Source organism: Brevibacillus sp. HB1.4B (genome assembly GCF_013284285.1).
Classification (GTDB): Bacteria; Bacillota; Bacilli; order Brevibacillales; family Brevibacillaceae; genus Brevibacillus; species Brevibacillus porteri.
In genome coordinates this window covers 99,536-118,696 of sequence record NZ_JABSUT010000003.1, presented here as the reverse complement: position 1 = coordinate 118,696, position 19,161 = coordinate 99,536, and the positions used below count along the sequence as shown (strand labels likewise).

16 protein-coding genes are annotated in these 19,161 nt (G+C 49.6%); 2 read left to right on the top strand and 14 right to left on the bottom strand.

Features of this window, described 5'->3' with window-relative positions:
• Nucleotides 1–33: 33 nt before the first annotated feature.
• From HP398_RS08480 to HP398_RS08450, 7 genes are all read right to left on the bottom strand, one after another.
• The gene (locus HP398_RS08480) at nt 34–1,575 is read right to left on the bottom strand and encodes a spore germination protein (protein WP_173622373.1); all 1,542 of its coding nucleotides are present in this window, start codon (nt 1,573–1,575) and stop codon (nt 34–36) included.
• A 127-nt stretch (nt 1,576–1,702) separates the two neighbouring features.
• Nucleotides 1,703–2,983, bottom strand: a complete 1,281-nt coding sequence (gene kynU / locus HP398_RS08475) for a kynureninase (protein ID WP_017251050.1) — start codon at nt 2,981–2,983, stop codon at nt 1,703–1,705.
• A 95-nt stretch (nt 2,984–3,078) separates the two neighbouring features.
• Nucleotides 3,079–3,462, bottom strand: a complete 384-nt coding sequence (locus tag HP398_RS08470) for a DUF1294 domain-containing protein (protein ID WP_017251049.1) — start codon at nt 3,460–3,462, stop codon at nt 3,079–3,081.
• 3 nt (nt 3,463–3,465) lie between these two features.
• Nucleotides 3,466–4,083, bottom strand: coding sequence for a DedA family protein (locus HP398_RS08465; RefSeq protein WP_017251048.1), 618 nt, complete (start codon nt 4,081–4,083; stop codon nt 3,466–3,468).
• 173 nt (nt 4,084–4,256) lie between these two features.
• Nucleotides 4,257–4,925: a DNA alkylation repair protein gene (locus HP398_RS08460; RefSeq protein ID WP_017251047.1), complete on the bottom strand. Its 669-nt coding sequence runs from the start codon at nt 4,923–4,925 to the stop codon at nt 4,257–4,259.
• Nucleotides 4,926–4,965: 40 nt separating this feature from the next.
• Nucleotides 4,966–6,744: a B12-binding domain-containing radical SAM protein gene (locus tag HP398_RS08455; protein ID WP_173622539.1), complete on the bottom strand. Its 1,779-nt coding sequence runs from the start codon at nt 6,742–6,744 to the stop codon at nt 4,966–4,968.
• Between the two features lie 153 nt (nt 6,745–6,897).
• Nucleotides 6,898–7,404: a MogA/MoaB family molybdenum cofactor biosynthesis protein gene (locus HP398_RS08450; protein ID WP_173622372.1), complete on the bottom strand. Its 507-nt coding sequence runs from the start codon at nt 7,402–7,404 to the stop codon at nt 6,898–6,900.
• Between the two features lie 175 nt (nt 7,405–7,579).
• On the opposite strand from HP398_RS08450, the gene HP398_RS08445 reads away from it, so the two are divergent.
• Entirely contained in the window at nt 7,580–9,022 is a 1,443-nt protein-coding gene (locus HP398_RS08445) for an aminotransferase-like domain-containing protein (RefSeq protein ID WP_173622371.1), read from the top strand.
• 86 nt (nt 9,023–9,108) lie between these two features.
• Nucleotides 9,109–10,455, top strand: coding sequence for a TrkH family potassium uptake protein (locus HP398_RS08440; RefSeq protein ID WP_173622370.1), 1,347 nt, complete (start codon nt 9,109–9,111; stop codon nt 10,453–10,455).
• 70 nt (nt 10,456–10,525) lie between these two features.
• Here HP398_RS08440 and leuB read toward each other — a convergent pair whose 3' ends face one another.
• The 7 genes from leuB to HP398_RS08405 all read right to left on the bottom strand — a co-directional run bounded on the left by leuB (nt 10,526) and on the right by HP398_RS08405 (nt 19,035).
• Nucleotides 10,526–11,620, bottom strand: a complete 1,095-nt coding sequence (leuB, locus tag HP398_RS08435; RefSeq protein WP_069845575.1) for a 3-isopropylmalate dehydrogenase — start codon at nt 11,618–11,620, stop codon at nt 10,526–10,528.
• 76 nt (nt 11,621–11,696) lie between these two features.
• Nucleotides 11,697–13,235 carry a 2-isopropylmalate synthase gene (locus HP398_RS08430; protein ID WP_017251041.1) on the bottom strand — a complete coding sequence of 513 codons (1,539 nt, stop codon included), beginning with the start codon at nt 13,233–13,235 and terminating at the stop codon, nt 11,697–11,699.
• A 56-nt stretch (nt 13,236–13,291) separates the two neighbouring features.
• Nucleotides 13,292–14,314: a ketol-acid reductoisomerase gene (ilvC, locus tag HP398_RS08425; RefSeq protein ID WP_007728552.1), complete on the bottom strand. Its 1,023-nt coding sequence runs from the start codon at nt 14,312–14,314 to the stop codon at nt 13,292–13,294.
• Nucleotides 14,315–14,370: 56 nt separating this feature from the next.
• The gene (ilvN, locus tag HP398_RS08420; protein WP_017251040.1) at nt 14,371–14,877 is read right to left on the bottom strand and encodes an acetolactate synthase small subunit; all 507 of its coding nucleotides are present in this window, start codon (nt 14,875–14,877) and stop codon (nt 14,371–14,373) included.
• A 1-nt stretch (nt 14,878) separates the two neighbouring features.
• Nucleotides 14,879–16,615: a biosynthetic-type acetolactate synthase large subunit gene (gene ilvB, locus HP398_RS08415; RefSeq protein WP_017251039.1), complete on the bottom strand. Its 1,737-nt coding sequence runs from the start codon at nt 16,613–16,615 to the stop codon at nt 14,879–14,881.
• A 597-nt stretch (nt 16,616–17,212) separates the two neighbouring features.
• The gene (gene sat / locus HP398_RS08410; RefSeq protein WP_173622369.1) at nt 17,213–18,352 is read right to left on the bottom strand and encodes a sulfate adenylyltransferase; all 1,140 of its coding nucleotides are present in this window, start codon (nt 18,350–18,352) and stop codon (nt 17,213–17,215) included.
• On the bottom strand, nt 18,334–19,035 hold the full coding sequence (locus HP398_RS08405) for a phosphoadenylyl-sulfate reductase (RefSeq protein ID WP_173622368.1): 702 nt from the start codon (nt 19,033–19,035) through the stop codon (nt 18,334–18,336). The genes sat and HP398_RS08405 overlap by 19 nt, the downstream gene beginning before the upstream one ends.
• Nucleotides 19,036–19,161 lie beyond the last annotated feature (126 nt).

Sequence of the window (19,161 nt, the reverse complement as noted above, 5' to 3'; positions counted from 1 at the left end):
GAGCCTGGTGCCAGCTGTGCCCCTCCCTCCTGTTCATTTCTGGTTATCCTCCTCTCTGATCCGGATTTTATCTTGAACATGAAACATCATCGGTCTTGCTTTCATCAGATGATGGGGGGCCCGTACGAACAAATCCTTCATTCCATTCAGGTTGAGAGGACTAAGCGGGCTCATATAGGGTACGCCGAACGATTTCAGTGAAGACAAGTGAATGAGGATGACGATCAAAAACAGCATAATACCGTAAAGACCAAACATCCCTGCCAAGATCATCACCGGGAAGCGGAGCATGCGAATGGCAATCGCTGCACTGTAACTCGGGGATGCGAACGAGCCGATTGTCGTCACAGCTACGATGATCACCATGACAGGACTGACAAGCCCGGCCGTTACCGCTGCTTCTCCGACCACAAGTGCTCCAACAATCCCGATCGTAGGACCGATTGGCCCCGGTAGCCTCACGCTTGCTTCCCTCAATATCTCAATGGCCAGCTCCATAAACAGGGCTTCGATTAAAGAAGGGAATGGAACCGTAGATCGTCCTGCCGCCATCGCAATGACCAGTCGAGAAGGGATCATCTCTGGATGGAACGCGCTAAAAGCGATATAAAGAGACGGCAACAGCAAGGCGATGCTGATACTAATAATCCGAATGAACCGAATCAAGGTCGCGATATAAAATCGCTCGTAATAATCCTCGGGACTCTGATAAAACTGCGAAAATACAGCTGGAGCAATCAAACCGAACGGAGTCCCATCTACCAGAATGCCTACCTTCCCTTCCAAAAGATTGGCCACTACTTTGTCAGGGCGCTCCGTATTTTGAATCTGCGGGAATGGGGACCATCTCCGATCCTGGATCAATTGTTCGATGTAACCGCTCTCCAGCACAGAATCCACGCGAACACTGCTCTCTATTCGCGCAATCACTTCCTCGACCATCGGGGGATGCGCAATGCCGTCGATGTACATGACGTAAATGTCAGTCTGTGTTCGTTCCCCGACAACCATATGACGCACTCTGAGATTGGGGTCCTTCAAGCGGAAGCGGATCAGCGCTGCATTCACGCACAACGTTTCACAAAAACCATCGCGTGGCCCTCGTACGACTGATTCCGTCTGAGGCTCTTCCACTGAACGCCTGTCCCAACCTCTCGTGTTATTCAAGTAAGCATTTTGACACCCATCAATGATCAGCACCGCACATCCAGACAAAATATTTCGGACGATCTGCCTCAGTTTGTCTGTCAAATCCAGCTCATTTGTCGCCGGATCTTGATAGGTGATATCGGGAGTCGTCATATAGCGAATAATAAAATCACTAATGACATTGCGATCCACCATGCCATCTATAAAAACGATAGCGGCTTGAGCCTTCGACTTTGTTTGAAAACGACGAACGACGAGATCATCACACTTTCCAAACTGCGCTTGAATCAATTGGATGTTTTCTTCCACATTTGTCGTGAGCGTAACATCCGATACGCTTTCCATGCTCTTGTTGGAGTGCTGATCCAACCCTTTTGACTGGAGGGCTTCTTTTCTTTTTTGCCATGCTTGAAAAAACTGGTTCAAGCTGCTCACCCTTATCCATGGAATGTATCCTGCCTACAGGTACGGATAGTGTGCCCAATACATGGAAAGGAAATCCCGTAAAAGGCGTATTCAAAAAGAAAAACAGGTCCAACCTAAGTCGGACCTGTTAAGCAACTACCTCGCGCTTGTTCTCAAATTTCTCGTAGCTCTTCTCTTGCATGATCGTCTTTAAGATCTGGACACTTTCCCAAACCTCTGTATAAGTTGTATAGAAAGCAACGGGGGCTAATCGGATGATGTTCGGTGCACGGAAGTCAGGAATAATGCCCGCTTCCTTCAAAGCCTTGCATATACGTATGGCCTCATCGTGTTCAAGGCTGACATGCCCACCTCGGCGATCATCCTGCTGTGGGTTCGCAATCGTAAAACCCATGTCTGCCAACTCCACCTCGATCAAATCCATCATGAACCGCGTTAAGCCGAGCGACTTGGTACGAAGCTTCTCCACGGATGCCTCCTGGAACATTTCCAAGGAACCAAACAGTGGTGCGAGGCTCAACATATGGGGGGTACCAATCTGGTAAGCGCCCGCATTTTCGCATGCATCCAGTGTATGTTCCATGTCAAATTGCTTATCCTTTTTCGAACTGAACCACCCGGCCAATCCCGGAGCCCTGCCAAAATGCTTGCGGTTGACATATAGGCTGCCCACGCTTCCGGGCCCTGCATTTACGTATTTGTAGTTGCACCAATATGCAAAGTCCACTCCCCATTTGCTGAAGGAATGCGGGATCGCGCCTACAGAATGACATCCGTCAAAACCAATCAGAATACCTCTCTCATGTGCAGCTGCTGTCAACCGTTCGATATCGAGCAGCTGGCCGCTGCGATACAGGACCGTCGGGAGGACTACCAATGCTACTTCATCAGTCATCGCATCGATAATGTCCTCTTCCTCGATCAGACGGCCATCTCTTGACGCTACCCGAACCAAATGCTCTTCTGGGTCCAGCCCATGGAGCTTCATTTGACTCTGGAGTGCGTATATATCGGTAGGGAAATCCAGCTCGGTGGCAACGACCTTCGTCCTTTTCCCAACCGGATGATAGAAGGTAGCTGCCAGCTGATGGAGGTTAATCGTCGTAGAACCCGTTACGATCACTTCCTCGGGGCTTGCCCCTACAAGTGCTGCGCTCATCTCTCCCAATTTCTCCGAGAAGAAAAACCACGGATGGTTACCCGTTGTCCAGCCTTCCACACCCAGCTCCTTCCAAGACTGCATCATATCCATGACACTCTTTTCCGCTCTTTTTGACATGAGGCCAAGCGAGTTGCCATCCAAATACAGGCTCGGAAGCAGATAAAACTCTTCGCGATAGCTCGCGAGTTCGTCCTGTGCATCCAATTGCTGCGCGTCCGTTTTCGTTAGGGGGCTTGATTGAGACATAGCTACCTCCTCAGCTTGTTCTATCGTTCCCCTCCATTATAGGCTGAATTTTCAAACAGCGGAATCCCATTCGTAAAAAGAAAATCCCGTGCCACCTACGACACGAGACTTTTATTCAAGTATAGCTGCGTCAACCAAATGACTAACAAAATTTGCGCGATGCAAAAGAGCGGGAGCAGGATGAGAAAAGACATATGCTTGGTCTTATGCCGTTGAATAAGCATGCCCTCAAGCGCACCGATTCCTCCTCCTAAAAATGCGACTAACAAAAGACTCTGTTCTGGAACCCGAAAACCTTTTTCTTTCGCCAGACGCTTGTCTGTCTGCATCAGGTAATAAGCATAACCATTTAGCAGTAAAGCTCCCGCAGCCAGCACCCAGACATTCGAATTGAAGTATCCTGCCAACAGGAGGACCCAGCTTATGACGAGCATCAGCACGAAATTGCGGCGATGGGCAGCTAATTGTTGATGGTACATTTCTTATTCTCCTTTTGCCCGATATGCCCGATTTCCCATAAACTGCTTGCGTACGAAGAATACCACACCCAAAACAACCACGAGCACCAGCAAAGCATAAAAACCGTATTTACGGATGACTTCGATAATCGCTTCCACGTTATTACCAAATACATGGCCGAGAAAGTAGAAAGCAACGGTCCAAACCAACCCGATTGGATAAGACAGCATCGCATAACGCCGGAACGACATACCGCCCAGTCCGACCAAATAAGGGACAACATGACGGACAACCGGAAATAAGTAGCTAATGCAAAGAGCAGTAGTACCGTACTTCTCCAGCAAGCCCGTTGATCGATTCACAGCGTTCCTCATTTTCTCGGTTTTGCATAGCCATTGCAATATCGGTTTCCCAAAATACTTTCCAAGTAAAAAGCCAATCGTCAATCCGGAGGCAACCCCTAAATATCCCGCCAAAAAAGAATACCATGGGTTTAGCACGCCGATGGAGGCAAGAAATCCTCCTGTAGCGACAACCAGCTCATCGGGAATCGGCAAACCGACAATCCCTAGCCAGAGCAGGAAAAAAATCGCTACGTAACCGTATTGCTCTATGATTGACATCAGCAGGTCGACTTCCATGAGGCAAAATCCCCTATCCTTGCCACAGTGCGGTCATTTCTTGACATACTAGCAGCTATGGCATCGCACGATATCTGACTCTATGTATTACGTATGAACCCCAAAAAAGGTACTTGTTTATTTTGCAATAGATTTACGTATTTTATCAAGCACAGATACGCCAGACGACTCTATCATGACAGATGTTTGAGCGCTTCACGTCTGGACAAACTCGCGAGTGGCGTCGCTTCTACAAATTCACGTACGGCGTCGGGATTTGTTTTCGCATACTCTCTCAACGCCCAGCCGATTGCCTTCTGAATAAAAAACTCTTTGGAATCCGCGCATCTCTCCACCAAGGAAAAGAGCAGCCGCTGATCTGTCTTGTCTTTGTATGACAACTGAAATAAAATCGCCGTTCGTTGCAGCCACATGTTGGTTCCATTCATCCAGGCTGTCGTATTCGGTTCGATCAGTTCGGGATGCAAGGCAAACAATCTGCCCGTTGTATGGGAAGCCAAATAATCCACGGTATCCCACCACGATTTTGTTGTGATCAGTTCGACTACGAACGGGAGATGGTCAGGGGTGAGACGCTTTTTGGACTTCTCGAGTACGTCAAGAGCTACATACTGGTACTCTCGCGCTGACAAAGCCCACAAGGAACTAACGACCTGCTCCCAATTTTCGGGTACGCCATAATCTCGAAAGATTTGTTTAGTCAGTTCTTTGCGCTGTGGTGATTTTATCCCCAGAAAAGGAAAATGATTTTTCATGTACTGCTCCATTGGCCCAGCCACCATCGAATCACCATGTGCACGCAACAGTTCCTCGACAGCCTCCGTATACTCGCTTGCGTTCATCTGCCTCTCCCCCCTTCCACTCATCTCATCATCCGGTGGTTTAGCCTGCTACTTGGACGTCCTGCTTGACGACAGCAAAAGCATTTTGCTCTTCATCTTTGTACGGATAATACACGACGAGTGTAAAATCTCCCTCGACAAACTCACCGGTCTCCATCCATCTTTCAATGTCAAAGGTCACTTTGGCAGTCAGCGTGTGCTTGAAGTAATCTTTTTCCAACGCAGCATGTGCCGCAAAATCATCGCGGAGTCGCTCACGCTGCTCGGTTAGGACAGCGAACGTCTGTTGCATCTCTTCCTTGTCCATGACATCCTCCCACCACAGCTTGCGCGGGCGATGCTTCTGATTTCGCAGGAAATCGAATTTCATCATGCTGAGCACATGCCCCATACCGTCCACTTGCTGGATTTGCAAAAACTTCTGCAAACGCACGAACAAATCCTCTAATTGATGACCGATACGGCTCCAGCCTTGATTTTCCCAATAGTCGCCAAATGTCTGGAAGAAGTCAAAAGCTGTTTCAAATTGATTCGCCAACAGCCACTCCACTGTATAGTCCATCCGGTGCGCATTCCAGTACTTTTCTAGAATGTCTTCTACACGCTTGATTTTTTGCATGTCATCAAAGGAAAGGACATTGTTCCCCAAAATTTCGTAAGGAGCCTCATCCATAAAAACATAGCCGTGATTAGCCGCACGCGCACGAACACCTGTCCCTCGCAGCATTTTCAAAAAGCCGAGCTGAAGCTCTTCCGGGCGTAAACCAAACACGTCATTAAAGGTTTTGCGGAAGGATGCATAATCTTCCTCAGGCAAACCAGCGATCAAGTCCAGATGCTGATCGATTTTTTTCGAATCCTTGATCTGTGTCACTGTCCGCGCAAGACGATCGAAACGCTGAATCCGCTGAACAAGGCGGTTCGTTTCATCATTTGTGGACTGAACCCCAATCTCGAAGCGGAAAATGCCTGGAGGTGCATTCTCGGTCAAGAAGTCGAGTACGTCCGCGCGCAAAATGTCTGCCGTGATCTCGAATTGAAAGACTGTGCCATTGTGGTTGTCGATCAAAAATTGAAAGATTTCCAACGCATATTTTTTATTGATGTTAAACGTGCGATCCACGAACTTGATCGTTTTGACCCCGTGATTGATCAAGCGCATGAGATCTTCTTTCACTCGTTCCAGACTGAAATAGCGTACGCCGTCTTCAATCGAAGACAGACAGTATTGGCATTTGAACGGACACCCACGGGACGCCTCAAAATAGACGACGCGGTTGTTCAGCTCGTCCAGATGGTCCGCGTATGGGGAAGGAATGCTGTCCATCTCTTCCACTTGCGCACGCGGCATGGAAAAACGCACGTACTCCTCTTCGCGATAAGCGATCCCGGCTACATCACGCAGGCGTGGGGGCTGCTTGGTTTGCAAGGATTCCTGATACACCTGCAAAAGCTCCAAGAAGGTCTGCTCCCCTTCACCAATGCAGATGACATCGATTTCAGGATGCTTCTTCATCCATTCATCCGCATCGTAGGTCACTTCTGGTCCCCCGAGGATAATCGGAACATCCGGGCAAATCTTTTTCAGCGTGCGCATGACACTGAGGGTCTCGCGAATGTTCCAGATATAACAGGAAAATGCAACGACATCCGGCTTGCGCTTGTGTATATCTGCTACTATATTTAACGTTACATCGTTGATGGTATACTCCACCACCTCAATCGAAGGAAATGCTTCCTGGGCATAGCTTCGCAAATAGCGCAAAGCAAGTGAGGAGTGAATAAACTTGGCGTTTAAGGTCGATAGTAAAATCTTCATGGATGGGCCTACTCTCCTTGCAAAATTCGGCACCAAAAAACCATCTGCAATCGATGGTTCATGGTCTGACCGATCTTTATCCTTTCGTAACAGTACCATACGAGACTACTAACGGCAAATCCATCCGGTTACAAGGTTGCTGAACCCGAATGGTTACCGATTTAATTCGCGCACCACATGCCCCAGCTCTGGCACGATCAACCGATTCATCGCCAATCGCACCGCACCTGTCGAGCCTGGTGTGGAAAAAATCATCTTCCCTTTCCGTGTCCCCGCAATCGCACGACTGAGCATCGCTGCGGAACCGATGTCTTCTGTAAAGCTCAACATCCGAAACAGCTCGCCAAATCCCGGCATTTCCTTATCAAGCAAGCCAGAAACAGCCTCAAAGGTATTGTCTCTTGGCGAAATGCCAGTACCGCCATTGAGAAGAATGACTTGAACGTCGCCATGTGCGATTCCCGCTTCAATCGCCGCAATGACCTGTTCAGGCTCGTCCTTTACCATTTGATAAAGAGCAACGCTGTGACCGGCTTCAGTCAGAAGCTGCTTCATTAACTGACCGCTTTTATCTGTATCCTCTGTCCGAGTATCGGAAACGGTAATGACCATGCATGTGACTTGCTTGGGCGCTAGCGCCTTGTGTTCCTGCGTACTCATCCGTAATTTCCTCATTTCTTCAATATATATCTTTTTCTCATGATACCATGTTCGAGTTTCCAATACCCTCGTCGTTCCGGCAACAATTTCTTCACTCCCTATACCCGAGATGCTTCGCTTTCCTATATAATGCTGATGACTGCTATTTTTTCGACAGACAAGGAGGCGTGCGCGAATGCCAGAGCGACCTTATTTTTCTTTTCATTTCCACAAACAATCGCACACACCAATCTATGTACAACTCGCTGAACAATTAAAAACAGCGATTCTGCGTGGTGCCTTTCTTGTAGATGGACAACAATTGATATCGCTGCGAGATATGAAGACAATTAGCGGCTGCTCGTTGGAGACAGTCAAAAAAGCATACGATCATCTTGCGCTGGAAGGCTGGCTGGAAGCTGTGCACGGTAAAGGTTATTACTTGACGCAGCTTGCCAAAGAAGCTCGTTTGGAAAATCGCCTCCCGCTCACAGATATTCCGATTGCTTCCCTAGCTGATTCCTCCCCTCGTCCAAGCGAAGAGCTGGTGAAGCGTTTGCGTGGTGCTTTTTATGAGAGCCTGACCGTATTGGATGAACCGTCCGCGAAGAAGAAAATCATGCGAACGCAGGCTGCCAAAGTTTTCGCTGATCATCTCAGCCGCAGAGGACTGCCACACTCACCTGAACGACTTCTGCTTTTTAACAGAAGCACGAGCGGCTTCGCCTTTTTAGCACAGCGCATCATGAATGCGCGCGATGTCGTCTATGTGGAGGAGTATAGCTATCCCGTATTCCTGCGCTTACTGAGCCAGTGCGGTATTACGGTTCGCCCGATTCGCATGGATGAAGAAGGCGTCTGTATTCAAGCCCTCAATGAAGAGCAGGAGCATTACCCCGCCAATTGGCTGTTGATTAACCCGCATTACCAATTCCCAACGGGCATCAGCTATTCATTGAAACGAAAGGAAGAGCTGCTCGAATGGGCACATAATCATAACGTACGTCTGATTGAAAACGACCATTATGGCGACCTCTGGTTTGAAGAGCCGAGCGTTCCACTGTACCACATGGCTGCGCAGGCAAAAAACTCTATTGAGGTCTACTATTTGCATTCTTTGTCCAAAACACTGGCTCGCGACCTGCAATTGGGCGTGTTGATGCTTCCCTCTGATTTATCGGATGATGAATTGGAGCGCTACAGCCAGCTTGTTTCCATGACCGGAGCGGAACCTTCTCTGCTCGTCGTAGAAGCAGCCGTTCAACTCCTTGATGATCCTTGGTTTTATGAAGAGTTTCTTGCAGATCGACGTTCCCTATTCCAGGCCCGCTTCCTGCGACTCTGGCAAGAAAGACGGCAAGCACTCCCCGATCATGCGCGGATGTTCCCCATCACAGGCGGCTTAAATACATGGATCAAATGGGGCACGCCAACCGCAAGAGCAACCGAACAGGAAGAGAGAGTCGTCGCTATTCTGCGGGAGGAAGGTCTCGAGTTGACAGGCGGCCATGCCTTTCGCGTAGCGGATGAGCCTGACGATATTCTGCGCTGCCCGGCTGTCCGTTTCCCGCTTGCTCCATTGGAAGAGCGAGAGTTGAAACATTGGCTTCACCGATTGGGCGCTGCTCTTCTTCGGTAAGTTTTCCAAGGGAAATGCCATACTAAGAGATGGGTTTCCCTTCTTCTCATACACAAGACTCGAAAAAAGCCGAGGTATAACCTGCTATGATTAAAAAAATCGTAGAAAAGCTTCACCTTGATCCACCAAAAACGCTTGTACTTGGGTTTGCCTTGATTATTTTCCTGGGTACGCTGCTTTTGACACTCCCGGTCTCTACCGTTGATGGACTTGGCCTGTATTGGCTTGATGCTCTGTTTACGGCCACCTCTGCTACGTGCGTAACAGGCTTGGTTGTCGTCGATACTGGAACGACCTTCACTACCTTTGGTCAGCTCGTCATTTTGTCGCTCATTCAAATTGGCGGACTTGGCTTTATGACATTCGCTACCTTTTTCGCACTGATTATGCGTAAAAAAATCTCATTGCGTGAACGGCTCATCCTTCAAGAATCACTGAATCAGATATCGATAGAAGGGGTCGTACGTTTAGCTAAAATGATTTTGATTTTTACTGCCGTCACTGAGTTTATAGGTGGAGTGCTTCTCTCTATTCGTTTTGCCTTTGACTTTCCTCTGTCAAAGGCGATCTACTTCGGCTTTTTCCATGCGATTTCTAATTTTAATAACGCTGGATTTGACCTGATGGGCGATTTCGCCAGCTTAACAGCTTATGTAGATGATCTGCTCGTCAATCTCGTCGTCTGTTTGATGATCATTCTTGGTGGTATTGGTTTCATTGTTGTGAGTGAGTTATACGATTATCGTCAAACCCGTCGCCTGTCTTTACATACGAAAGTGGTATTGGCAACAACCGGTCTCTTGATTACGGCTGGGACCGTGCTTATCTTCATTTTGGAGTACAACAATCCGAAGACCTTGCAGCCCCTTTCCATGATGGGCAAAGTGCTTGGCTCCTTTTATCAGTCAGTTACACCTCGTACGGCAGGTTCGAACACATTGAATATCGGGGATATGTATCAGTCTTCACTTTTCCTCATTATTATCCTGATGTTCATCGGTGCATCTCCGGGCTCAACGGGAGGCGGAATCAAGACGACAACCTTTGCCACACTGCTTGGTGCTGTTATCGCCCAAATTAAAGGAAAGGAAGATGTCATTTTCTTCCGCCAACGCATCCTGCCTCACATGGTCTACAAATCACTGACGCTGACCATGATCGCTCTGTCCATTGTACTTGTCATGACGATGGTGCTCTCGATTACGGAGACAACCGCCCGATTCGAAATGATCCTGTTCGAGGTCACTTCCGCGTTTGCTACGACTGGACTATCCATGGGGCTGACCCCTCATCTGACTCCGATCGGAAAAACGCTGATCGTATTGACGATGTTTGCTGGTCGGGTGGGACCACTCACGATTGCCTTTGCCCTCGCACAGCGCAAACAAAAGGAATACTTCCGCTATCCGAAAGGGAAGATCACGATCGGATAAACCGTATAAAAATGGAGAAAACCCTGCCAAAGCACCCGAAGGACTTTGGCAGGGTTTCGTTTTGTATGATTTATTGTTTTTGCCACTGTTTGGACAGCTCGTCGCGAACCAGTTGGCCCATCTCGATTGTACCAATCGCTTTGCTTCTGTCTGCCGCGATATCGCCAGTGCGATGTCCTGCTTCCAGTACGGACCAAACTGCGTTTTCCACTGCTGCTGCCGCTTCATCCATACCGAGCGAGAGACGAAGCATCATCGCTACGGACAAAATGGTTGCCAGCGGATTGGCAATGCCTTTTCCAGCAATGTCAGGGGCAGAGCCATGAACCGGTTCATACAGGCCAAAACTGCCTGCTGCCAAACTCGCCGAGGACAGCATCCCAATCGAACCCGTCAGCATCGCTGCCTGATCGCTCAAGATGTCGCCGAACATGTTTTCCGTCACGATGACGTCAAACTGCTTTGGTTCACGTACGAGTTGCATCGCGCAGGAGTCTACCAACTGGTGAGACAGCTCTACATCTGGATAGTCCGCCGCTACTCGCTCGGCTACCTTGCGCCAGAGGCGGGAGCTTTCGAGGACGTTCGCCTTATCTACAGATACGAGACGCTTTTGGCGTTTTCGCGCAATGTCGAAACCGACTCGAATGATTCGCTCGACTTCCGCTTCATGATAGATGCACTGATCTTCTGCGACTTCACCGTTTGGACCGTCATAGCGTTTTTTCTCACCGAAATAAATCCCCCCGGTCAGTTCACGTACAACGATCAAGTCAACGCCAGAAACGACTTCTGGTTTGAGGGAGGAAGCATCGACCAGAGAGCTGTGCATGGTAGCTGGGCGAATGTTCGCAAACAACCCGAGTGCTTTGCGAATACCGAGCAGCCCTGTTTCTGGGCGAAGATTCCCAGGATTCTGGTCCCACTTCGGTCCGCCAACAGCTCCTAAGAGCACAGCATCCGCTTGCTTAGCCAGCGTTACCGTTTCTTCTGGCAACGGTGTTCCATCCGTATCGATTGCGATACCACCGATCCGGCCTTCTTCACATGTAAAAGTGACTCCTTCAAGTTCCCCTACGAGTGTAAGGACTTTGACCGCTTCCTGCATGATTTCTGGTCCAATACCGTCTCCAGGAAGAACGGCGATGCGATAGTTTTTCTTCATCGTTTATCCCTTTTCTATACGTAATGGTTTCCGAACGCTGCTGGTTCCTATGATCCTATCCACATTTGACCTATCTTTATATCGTTGCACTGACGGGCGTAGGTTCGCCACGACGCTCCATGATCTTGTTCACTGCCCGGACGTAGGCGATCGCGCTCGCTTCTAGCACATCTGTGCTCACGCCGCGGCCGGTAACGATCAGATCGCCCTGCTGTAGACGAACGAACACTTCACCCAGCGCATCTTGTCCGTGAGTAACGGAAAGGATTTTGTAATCGACGAGGGAGACTTCTTCTCCAGTAGCGCGGTCAATCGCTTTGTAGATGGAATCAACCGATCCATTTCCACATGCGGCTTCTTCGCATACTGATCCGTCGGCACGAACCAGTCGCACACTCGCTGTCGGAACGGAAATGTTGCCGTAAGCGAGCTGTACGGATTCCAGCTGGAATGCTTCTGGTCCGCGAACCATTTTGGAGTCTACCAGAGCGAGAATGTCGTCATCCGTGATTTCTTTCTTCTTGTCGCACAATACTTTGAACGCTGCAAACGCTACATTTACCTCTTCTTGCTCCAAGTGATAGCCCAGATCAACCAGCTTTTCCTTGAAAGCATGGCGCCCAGAGTGCTTGCCAAGAACCAGTTTGTTTGACTTGAAGCCGACCGATTCCGGACGGATAATTTCGTACGTGGTGACTTCTTTTAACACACCATCCTGGTGAATACCGGACTCGTGCGCAAAAGCATTTGCCCCCACGACTGCTTTATTCCCTGGCACGATCATCCCTGTCAAACGGCTCACTAGCTGGCTGGTCCGTGCGATTTCTTTCAAATTCAGCTTGGTCGTCGCCTGGTAGTAATCCTTGCGCGTCTCCAATGCAAGCGCCACTTCTTCCAGAGCAGCATTTCCAGCGCGCTCTCCGATTCCATTGATGGTGCCCTCGACCTGCGTAGCTCCACCCTCGACTGCAGCGAGACTGTTGGCGACTGCCATCCCGAGGTCATCGTGGCAATGGCAGCTCAGACGAATCAGATCGGTAGAAGGCACGCGTTTTTTCAGCTCACGGAAAATGTTTCCGTACTGATATGGCGTCATGTAGCCAACCGTATCTGGAATATTTACCGTAGTAGCCCCTGCCTTGATGACCGCCTCTACAACCTCTGCCAAAAAGTCGATCTCGGTACGCGCCGCATCCTCTGCGGAAAACTGAACTTCCGTAAAGTACTTTTTCGCATAAGTAACTGCCTCCACCGCCCGAGCAAGGACTTCTTCCTTGCTCATGTTCAGCTTGAACTGACGGTGAATCGGAGATGTTGCGAGAAAGACGTGGAGGGAAGCGTTTTGTGCGTTGCGAAGCGCTTCGTATGCCTTATCCATGTCGTCTTTTACGGCACGAGCCAGACTGACGACGGTTGCATTCTTCACCCGTTTTGCAACTTCGGCCACAGACTTTTGGTCACCAGGGGAGGCAGCAGCGAAGCCCGCCTCAATTCTGTTTACGCCCAGCTTCTCGAGTTGAAGGGCGATCTCCACCTTTTCGTTCGTGCTAATATTGACGCCCGGAGACTGCTCCCCATCACGCAGTGTCGTATCAAAAATCTCAATGGTCCGCATGAACTTTTCACCTCCACATTTTTCCCTACATTATATATAGATTTTGTATACGGCAATTATTGGCCGATTTTCGCTTCTTCTTTTTTCGTGTCTTTGTTGATCCAAGACATCATGCCACGCAGCTGCTCTCCTACTACCTCGATGCCATGCTCGGATTCCAGACGACGACGGGAAGTGAAGCCAGGACGGTTTGCTTGGTTTTCCAAGATCCAATTGCGAGCGAATGTACCGTCTTGGATTTCAGCCAGTACTTTTTTCATTTCTTTGCGAGTTTCATCTGTGATGATGCGACGACCTGTGCTGTAGTCACCGTACTCAGCAGTGTCACTGATGGAGTAGCGCATACGAGCCAAACCACCCTCGTACATCAGGTCAACGATCAGCTTCAGCTCATGCAAGCACTCGAAGTAGGCGATCTCAGGAGCATAACCTGCTTCCACCAATGTATCGAAGCCTGCTTTTACCAGCTCACTTGCGCCACCGCACAATACTGCTTGCTCACCGAACAGGTCTGTTTCTGTCTCTTCACGGAAAGATGTTTCGATTACGCCTGCTTTTGTGCAACCGATACCGCTGGAATAGGCGAGTGCAAGGTCCTTCGCATTGCCAGTCGCATCTTGGTAGATCGCGATCAGACCAGGTACGCCAAAGCCTTCTTGGTATACGCGGCGAACGAGGTGACCCGGGCTTTTTGGAGCTGCCATGATTACGTCTACATCAGCTGGTGGCACGATTTGCGCGTAGTGGATGTTGAATCCGTGAGAGAAGCACAGGGCAGCGCCGGATTTCAGGTTTGGCGCGATCTCGTCGCGGTATACTTGTGCTTGACGCTCATCTGGCATCAGGATTTGAACCACGTCAGCGCGTTTGGTTGCTTCTGCTACAGTCAAAACTTCAAAACCGTCTTTTGCTGCTACATCCCAAGATTTACCTGGACGAAGACCAACAACTACTTTATAACCGCTGTCGCGCAGGTTTTGTGCTTGTGCATGACCTTGGCTACCGTAGCCGATGATTGCAATTGTTTTTCCACGCAGTACCTCTTGTTTTACGTCTGCTTCATAATACATTTTTACCATTTGTATAGCCTCCCTAAAAATGTTTAGTTTGAATTTTTATTCTGAAATTTGGCAATTTAAACCGTTGCTGCGGCTGTTGCTGGAACAATACTGCGCGCCATCGCTACTGAACCCGTTCTTGTCAGTTCAATAACGCCGTAGCTTTGTAATAGAACGAGCAGCGCATCAATCTTTTCGGTGTCACCCGTTACTTGCACGATCAGTGAGCTAGGACCCACATCAACGATCGCGGCACGGAACGGCTCGACAATTCCGTTTAACTCTGCCAGCTGGCTAGGCGATGCCGTCACTTTAATCAGCGCCAGTTCCCGTGATACAAAAGGGTTCTCACTGAGATTCGTGACGGAGATGACATCGATCAGCTTGTGCAATTGCTTCATGAGCTGATTGATTTGGCGGTCATCTCCCCCGGTTGTAATGATCATCCGGGACAGCCCCTGTTCTTCCGTGCCTCCCACCGTAATGCTGTCGATGTTGAAGCCACGCTGGCCGAACAGTGTCGCCACTCTGGTCAAAACGCCTGGTTGGTCGTTGACGAGTACGGAAATGGTATGTCGCTGCATCCTAATCGTCCCCCAATTCCATCTGATCTAGTGTGTTGCCTGATGCAACCATCGGATATACGTTTTCTTCCTGTGCAACGCGGAAGTCCACCACGACTGGTCCATCATGCGCAAGCGCTTCTGCCCAAACTGCCTCGGCTTCTTCCGGCGTGCTTGCTCGCAAGCCTTTTACGCCATATGCTTCCGCCAGCTTGACAAAATCTGGGCTGCAGGTCAGATCGATTTGGCTGTAGCGATTATCGTAGAAGAGCTCCTGCCATTGACGAACCATTCCCAAGCACTGGTTGTTTACAATCGCTACTTTGACCGGAATGTTGTATTGGGAGACGATTGCCAGCTCCTGGTTGGTCATCTGGAATCCGCCATCCCCAACGACGGAGATTACCGTGCGATCCGGGTGAGCGATCTGTGCGCCAATTGCTGCCGGAAAGCCAAAGCCCATCGTGCCGAGACCACCGGAAGAAATAAAGGAGCGCGGGTGCTTGAACTTATAGTATTGAGCTGTCCACATCTGGTGTTGTCCAACGTCTGTTGTGACGATCGCTTCCCCATCTGTGGAGTTGTACAAGAGTTCAATGACTGCTTGTGGCTTCAATACGTCGCCATCTTTTTTGTACTTGTACGGATATTGTTCTCGCCACTCTTTCAACTGGCTGATCCACGCTTCCGAATCACAAGCTTTTGCGAGCGGAATTGCTTTTGCCAGCGTGCTCTTCACGTCGCCCGCTACTGTGACGGCTGTCTCAACGTTTTTCCCCAGCTCTGCTGGATCGATGTCGACATGTACGATGCGTGCTTTTGGTGCGAACTCCTTCGTGCGTCCCATCGTGATCCGATCATCAAAGCGTGCTCCCAGACCAATCACACAATCCGCATTCAAGAGCGCTTGGTTCGCTGTGTAATTTCCGTGCATACCTGGCATTGCCAGCGACAACTCGTGTGTTCCAGGGAAACCGCCCAATCCCATAAAGGTGTTGATCACCGGGATGCGTGTTTTTTCTGCAAAGTCGCGCAATTCTTTCTCTGCTTGAGCTGCAATGATTCCCCCGCCCGCCAAAATGACTGGACGCTTCGCTTCGCTAACGGCTTTGACAAACTCTTGTACTTCTTCGTCGCTTGGTACGAGTGAAGCGCGGTAGCCGCGAATCTCCACTTGATCCGGGTAGGTAAATGGTGCCTTCGCATTGGCGACGTCTTTAGGAATGTCGATCAATACTGGGCCCGGACGACCGGTTGTCGCGATGTGGAAAGCTTCCTTCACCATCCGTGGAAGATCGCGAATGTCGCGGACAAAGTAGCTGTGCTTCGTAATCGGGATGGTAATTCCCGTAATGTTCGCTTCTTGGAACGCGTCGGTACCAATCAGCGACTGTGCCACGTTACCTGTGATGCAGACCAGCGGAACCGAGTCCATCTGAGCGGTTGCAATCCCCGTTACGAGGTTCGTTGCTCCCGGACCGGACGTAGCGATACATACACCCGGTTTGCCTGTCGCTCGGGCATATCCATCAGCAGCGTGGATAGCGCCTTGCTCGTGGCGAGTCAAAATGTGCTTGAAGTAGCTCCCGTACAGGGAGTCATAAATGGGGAGAACCGCCCCGCCTGGATAGCCGAAAATGTATTCGACCTGCTCCAGGATCAAACAGCGCAGCAGCGTTTCTGCTCCTGTCACTTCTTCCCCGAACTGAATCGGTGGAATGCCGTTCTTTTTCTGCAATTCGGCCATTTCAACACTCATTGACCTCTCCTCCTCCCAATTCTCAACAGGTATTGAAAATAACTATAGACGCATAGAAAAACCCTTTCGCCCCGACACGGTTTTATTTCCATGTCTTTTGGGGCGAAAGGGTTCGCGGTACCACCCAACTTTATCGGCGCCTCACGGTCAGCCGATCTCAGCCAGTCACAGCAAATGTGGACTGTAACACGTTAACGGGTGTTAAGCGGTTTGGCCTACTACCTGCAAGGCAAGTTTCAGCAAAACGGCTCAGAGGTGAGCAATGCGACATACCCTATACCCGTTTCTCAGCATCAGGGCTCTCTGTAAAAGGGGTAACGCGCACCATCCTCGTCATGGCCTACTATTAAAACAATATTTTCAATATTGTTGTTGTCAGAATAAAGTGTTACGTCTGATTATAGCTAGGCACCTAGGGGGTGTCAACGAAAACAAAAAGATTTTACTGGACTTTCGTCCGAACGAATGCTCAGTTGGAAATGGCTTTACAGCGCGGTTTTTGCGTGAAAGCGGATACAAGAAAAGGAAAACTCGTCCAGTTTTTGCATCGGAAAAAGAACGGCATTGCCGTCCCTCTCCTGCTTTTTCGGTTCCGTTTTATTGCGGGGATTTCAATCCCTCTATCAAAATCGTTGCGACTTCCGGACGTGTAAATTCCAGAGGTGGCGTGATCCCGTTTCTCAACATTTCCCTCACTTTTGTTCCCGATAAGGTCATATGAGATTCTTTGTCATGCGGGCACGTTTTGGTCGTTGCCATCCCTTGGCATGCCTTGCAGTAAAAGCTGTGCTCAAAAAAGAGCAGCTGGATACCGAGCTCACCTGGGACAAACTCGGAAAAGATGTGTTGCGCATCATACGTGCCGTAGTAATCACCTACCCCTGCGTGATCGCGGCCGACGATAAAGTGTGTACAACCGTAATTTTTTCGTACCAATGCGTGGAAGACCGCTTCACGCGGACCTGCATATCGCATGGCAGCCGGAAAAGCGCCGAGCAATACACGGTTGTGCGGATAGTAATTTTCGAGAAGGGCGAGATAGCTTTTCATTCGTACTTGTGCAGGAACATCGTCTGATTTCGTTTCCCCCATCAATGGGTTGAGAAAAAGACCATCGACAATCTCTAATGCCGCCTTTTGAATATATTCATGCGCCCGGTGAACGGGATTACGCGTTTGGAAACCAACCACCGTTTGCCAGCCATTTTCTCGAAATCTTTCTCTCGTTTCTGCCGGCGTCAAATACAAATCAGAGAAGCGCTCAGGCTTAGGCTTTTGCAGTATTTCTACAGGCCCACCCACGTATAGGTTTGGCTTTTCAAACAGCTTTTTCACACCAGGGTGAGCGAGATCCACCGTGCGAAAAACGAGCTCTGCCTCACGCATTTTATCTGGCACAAAGCAGCTTTTCACCTGCAAAATCGCATAGTCCACTCCATCTTCCCCACGTAACAGAATACTGTCGCCGGGTACAAGATCGTCGTGCTCATCTGCATCGACAGCCAATGTCACTGGCAACGGCCAAACCGTTCCATTGGCTAGACGCATCGTTTCCACGACCGTGTGGTAATCCGCCTCTTCCATGAATCCAGCCAGCGGCGAAAATGCTCCGATAGCAAGACATTCGATGTCCGACAGGGTCCATTTGTCCACGATAATGGCCTTTTTGATCCCGTGCGGCAAGATGATTTGCTTCACATCTTTCCCTCCTGCACTGTTCATTTGTGCAGACCGCATTCGGTCTTTTCGAAGCCAGCCCACCGTCCCGACCGAGAATCTTGGCCAGGCATGACAGCGCGCGTGCATACTCGGCAGCCAATGCTTGGATAGTTTCGGTCGTGCAATGGATTGTAAGGGACATCATGCGCATGGATATATTCCCACACCTGGGCCTCCGTCCAATCTGCTAGCGGATTGAATTTTACCAGGTTGAATTTTTCGTCCCACTCCACTTTTTTGGTATTTGCTCGGGTAGGTGATTGCTCGCGGCGAATGCCCGTAATCCACGCCTGATAGTTGGACAGGACGCGCTTTAGCGGCTCTACCTTCCGAATCTCGCAGCAAAGATTCGGTTCCCTCTCCCACAGTTTGTCTCCGTGTTTTTCTGCCTGCTCGGCTAACGTCAACTGTGGCTGCACTTGAATAAATGTCGTGCCGTATCTGGCTTGCAGCTTGTCACGCGTATCATACGTTTCAGCAAAATGAATGTTGGTATCGAGGTAAAATACAGGAATAGTGGGAGCCAATTTGTGCAGCATGTCGATTAACATGACATCTTCTGCGCCAAAGCTGGCAGCTAGGATTAGACTGGCTGCATAGTTTTCCACGGCGTTCACAAGCACGTCCTGCGGCGCTTGACCTTCCAGTCGGCTTGCCCATTCCTGTATTTCCTCATCCGCCATTTTCTGGCGATTGCTCATCAGCGAAGCTCCTCTCTTGCTAGGATTCACCCACCATCATATGCCTAGTGACTGGAAGTGGCGCATCGTCCACCTATATCCAACTCGCCCAAACCAAACGGTCACATCCACTTTTATGAAAAACGT

What these genes read in the sequence shown, in the direction of transcription:
- kynU (WP_017251050.1), bottom strand. Translation starts at nt 2,983, where the DNA reads ATGTCTCAATCAAGCCCCCTAACGAAAACGGACGCGCAGCAATTGGAT.
- HP398_RS08470 (WP_017251049.1), bottom strand. Translation starts at nt 3,462, where the DNA reads ATGTACCATCAACAATTAGCTGCCCATCGCCGCAATTTCGTGCTGATG.
- HP398_RS08465 (WP_017251048.1), bottom strand. Translation starts at nt 4,083, where the DNA reads ATGGAAGTCGACCTGCTGATGTCAATCATAGAGCAATACGGTTACGTA.
- HP398_RS08460 (WP_017251047.1), bottom strand. Translation starts at nt 4,925, where the DNA reads ATGAACGCAAGCGAGTATACGGAGGCTGTCGAGGAACTGTTGCGTGCA.
- HP398_RS08455 (WP_173622539.1), bottom strand. Translation starts at nt 6,744, where the DNA reads ATGAAGATTTTACTATCGACCTTAAACGCCAAGTTTATTCACTCCTCA.
- HP398_RS08450 (WP_173622372.1), bottom strand. Translation starts at nt 7,404, where the DNA reads ATGAGTACGCAGGAACACAAGGCGCTAGCGCCCAAGCAAGTCACATGC.
- HP398_RS08445 (WP_173622371.1), top strand. Translation starts at nt 7,580, where the DNA reads ATGCCAGAGCGACCTTATTTTTCTTTTCATTTCCACAAACAATCGCAC.
- HP398_RS08440 (WP_173622370.1), top strand. Translation starts at nt 9,109, where the DNA reads ATGATTAAAAAAATCGTAGAAAAGCTTCACCTTGATCCACCAAAAACG.
- leuB (WP_069845575.1), bottom strand. Translation starts at nt 11,620, where the DNA reads ATGAAGAAAAACTATCGCATCGCCGTTCTTCCTGGAGACGGTATTGGA.
- HP398_RS08430 (WP_017251041.1), bottom strand. Translation starts at nt 13,235, where the DNA reads ATGCGGACCATTGAGATTTTTGATACGACACTGCGTGATGGGGAGCAG.
- ilvC (WP_007728552.1), bottom strand. Translation starts at nt 14,314, where the DNA reads ATGGTAAAAATGTATTATGAAGCAGACGTAAAACAAGAGGTACTGCGT.
- ilvN (WP_017251040.1), bottom strand. Translation starts at nt 14,877, where the DNA reads ATGCAGCGACATACCATTTCCGTACTCGTCAACGACCAACCAGGCGTT.
- ilvB (WP_017251039.1), bottom strand. Translation starts at nt 16,615, where the DNA reads ATGAGTGTTGAAATGGCCGAATTGCAGAAAAAGAACGGCATTCCACCG.
- sat (WP_173622369.1), bottom strand. Translation starts at nt 18,352, where the DNA reads ATGCGGTCTGCACAAATGAACAGTGCAGGAGGGAAAGATGTGAAGCAA.
- HP398_RS08405 (WP_173622368.1), bottom strand. Translation starts at nt 19,035, where the DNA reads ATGAGCAATCGCCAGAAAATGGCGGATGAGGAAATACAGGAATGGGCA.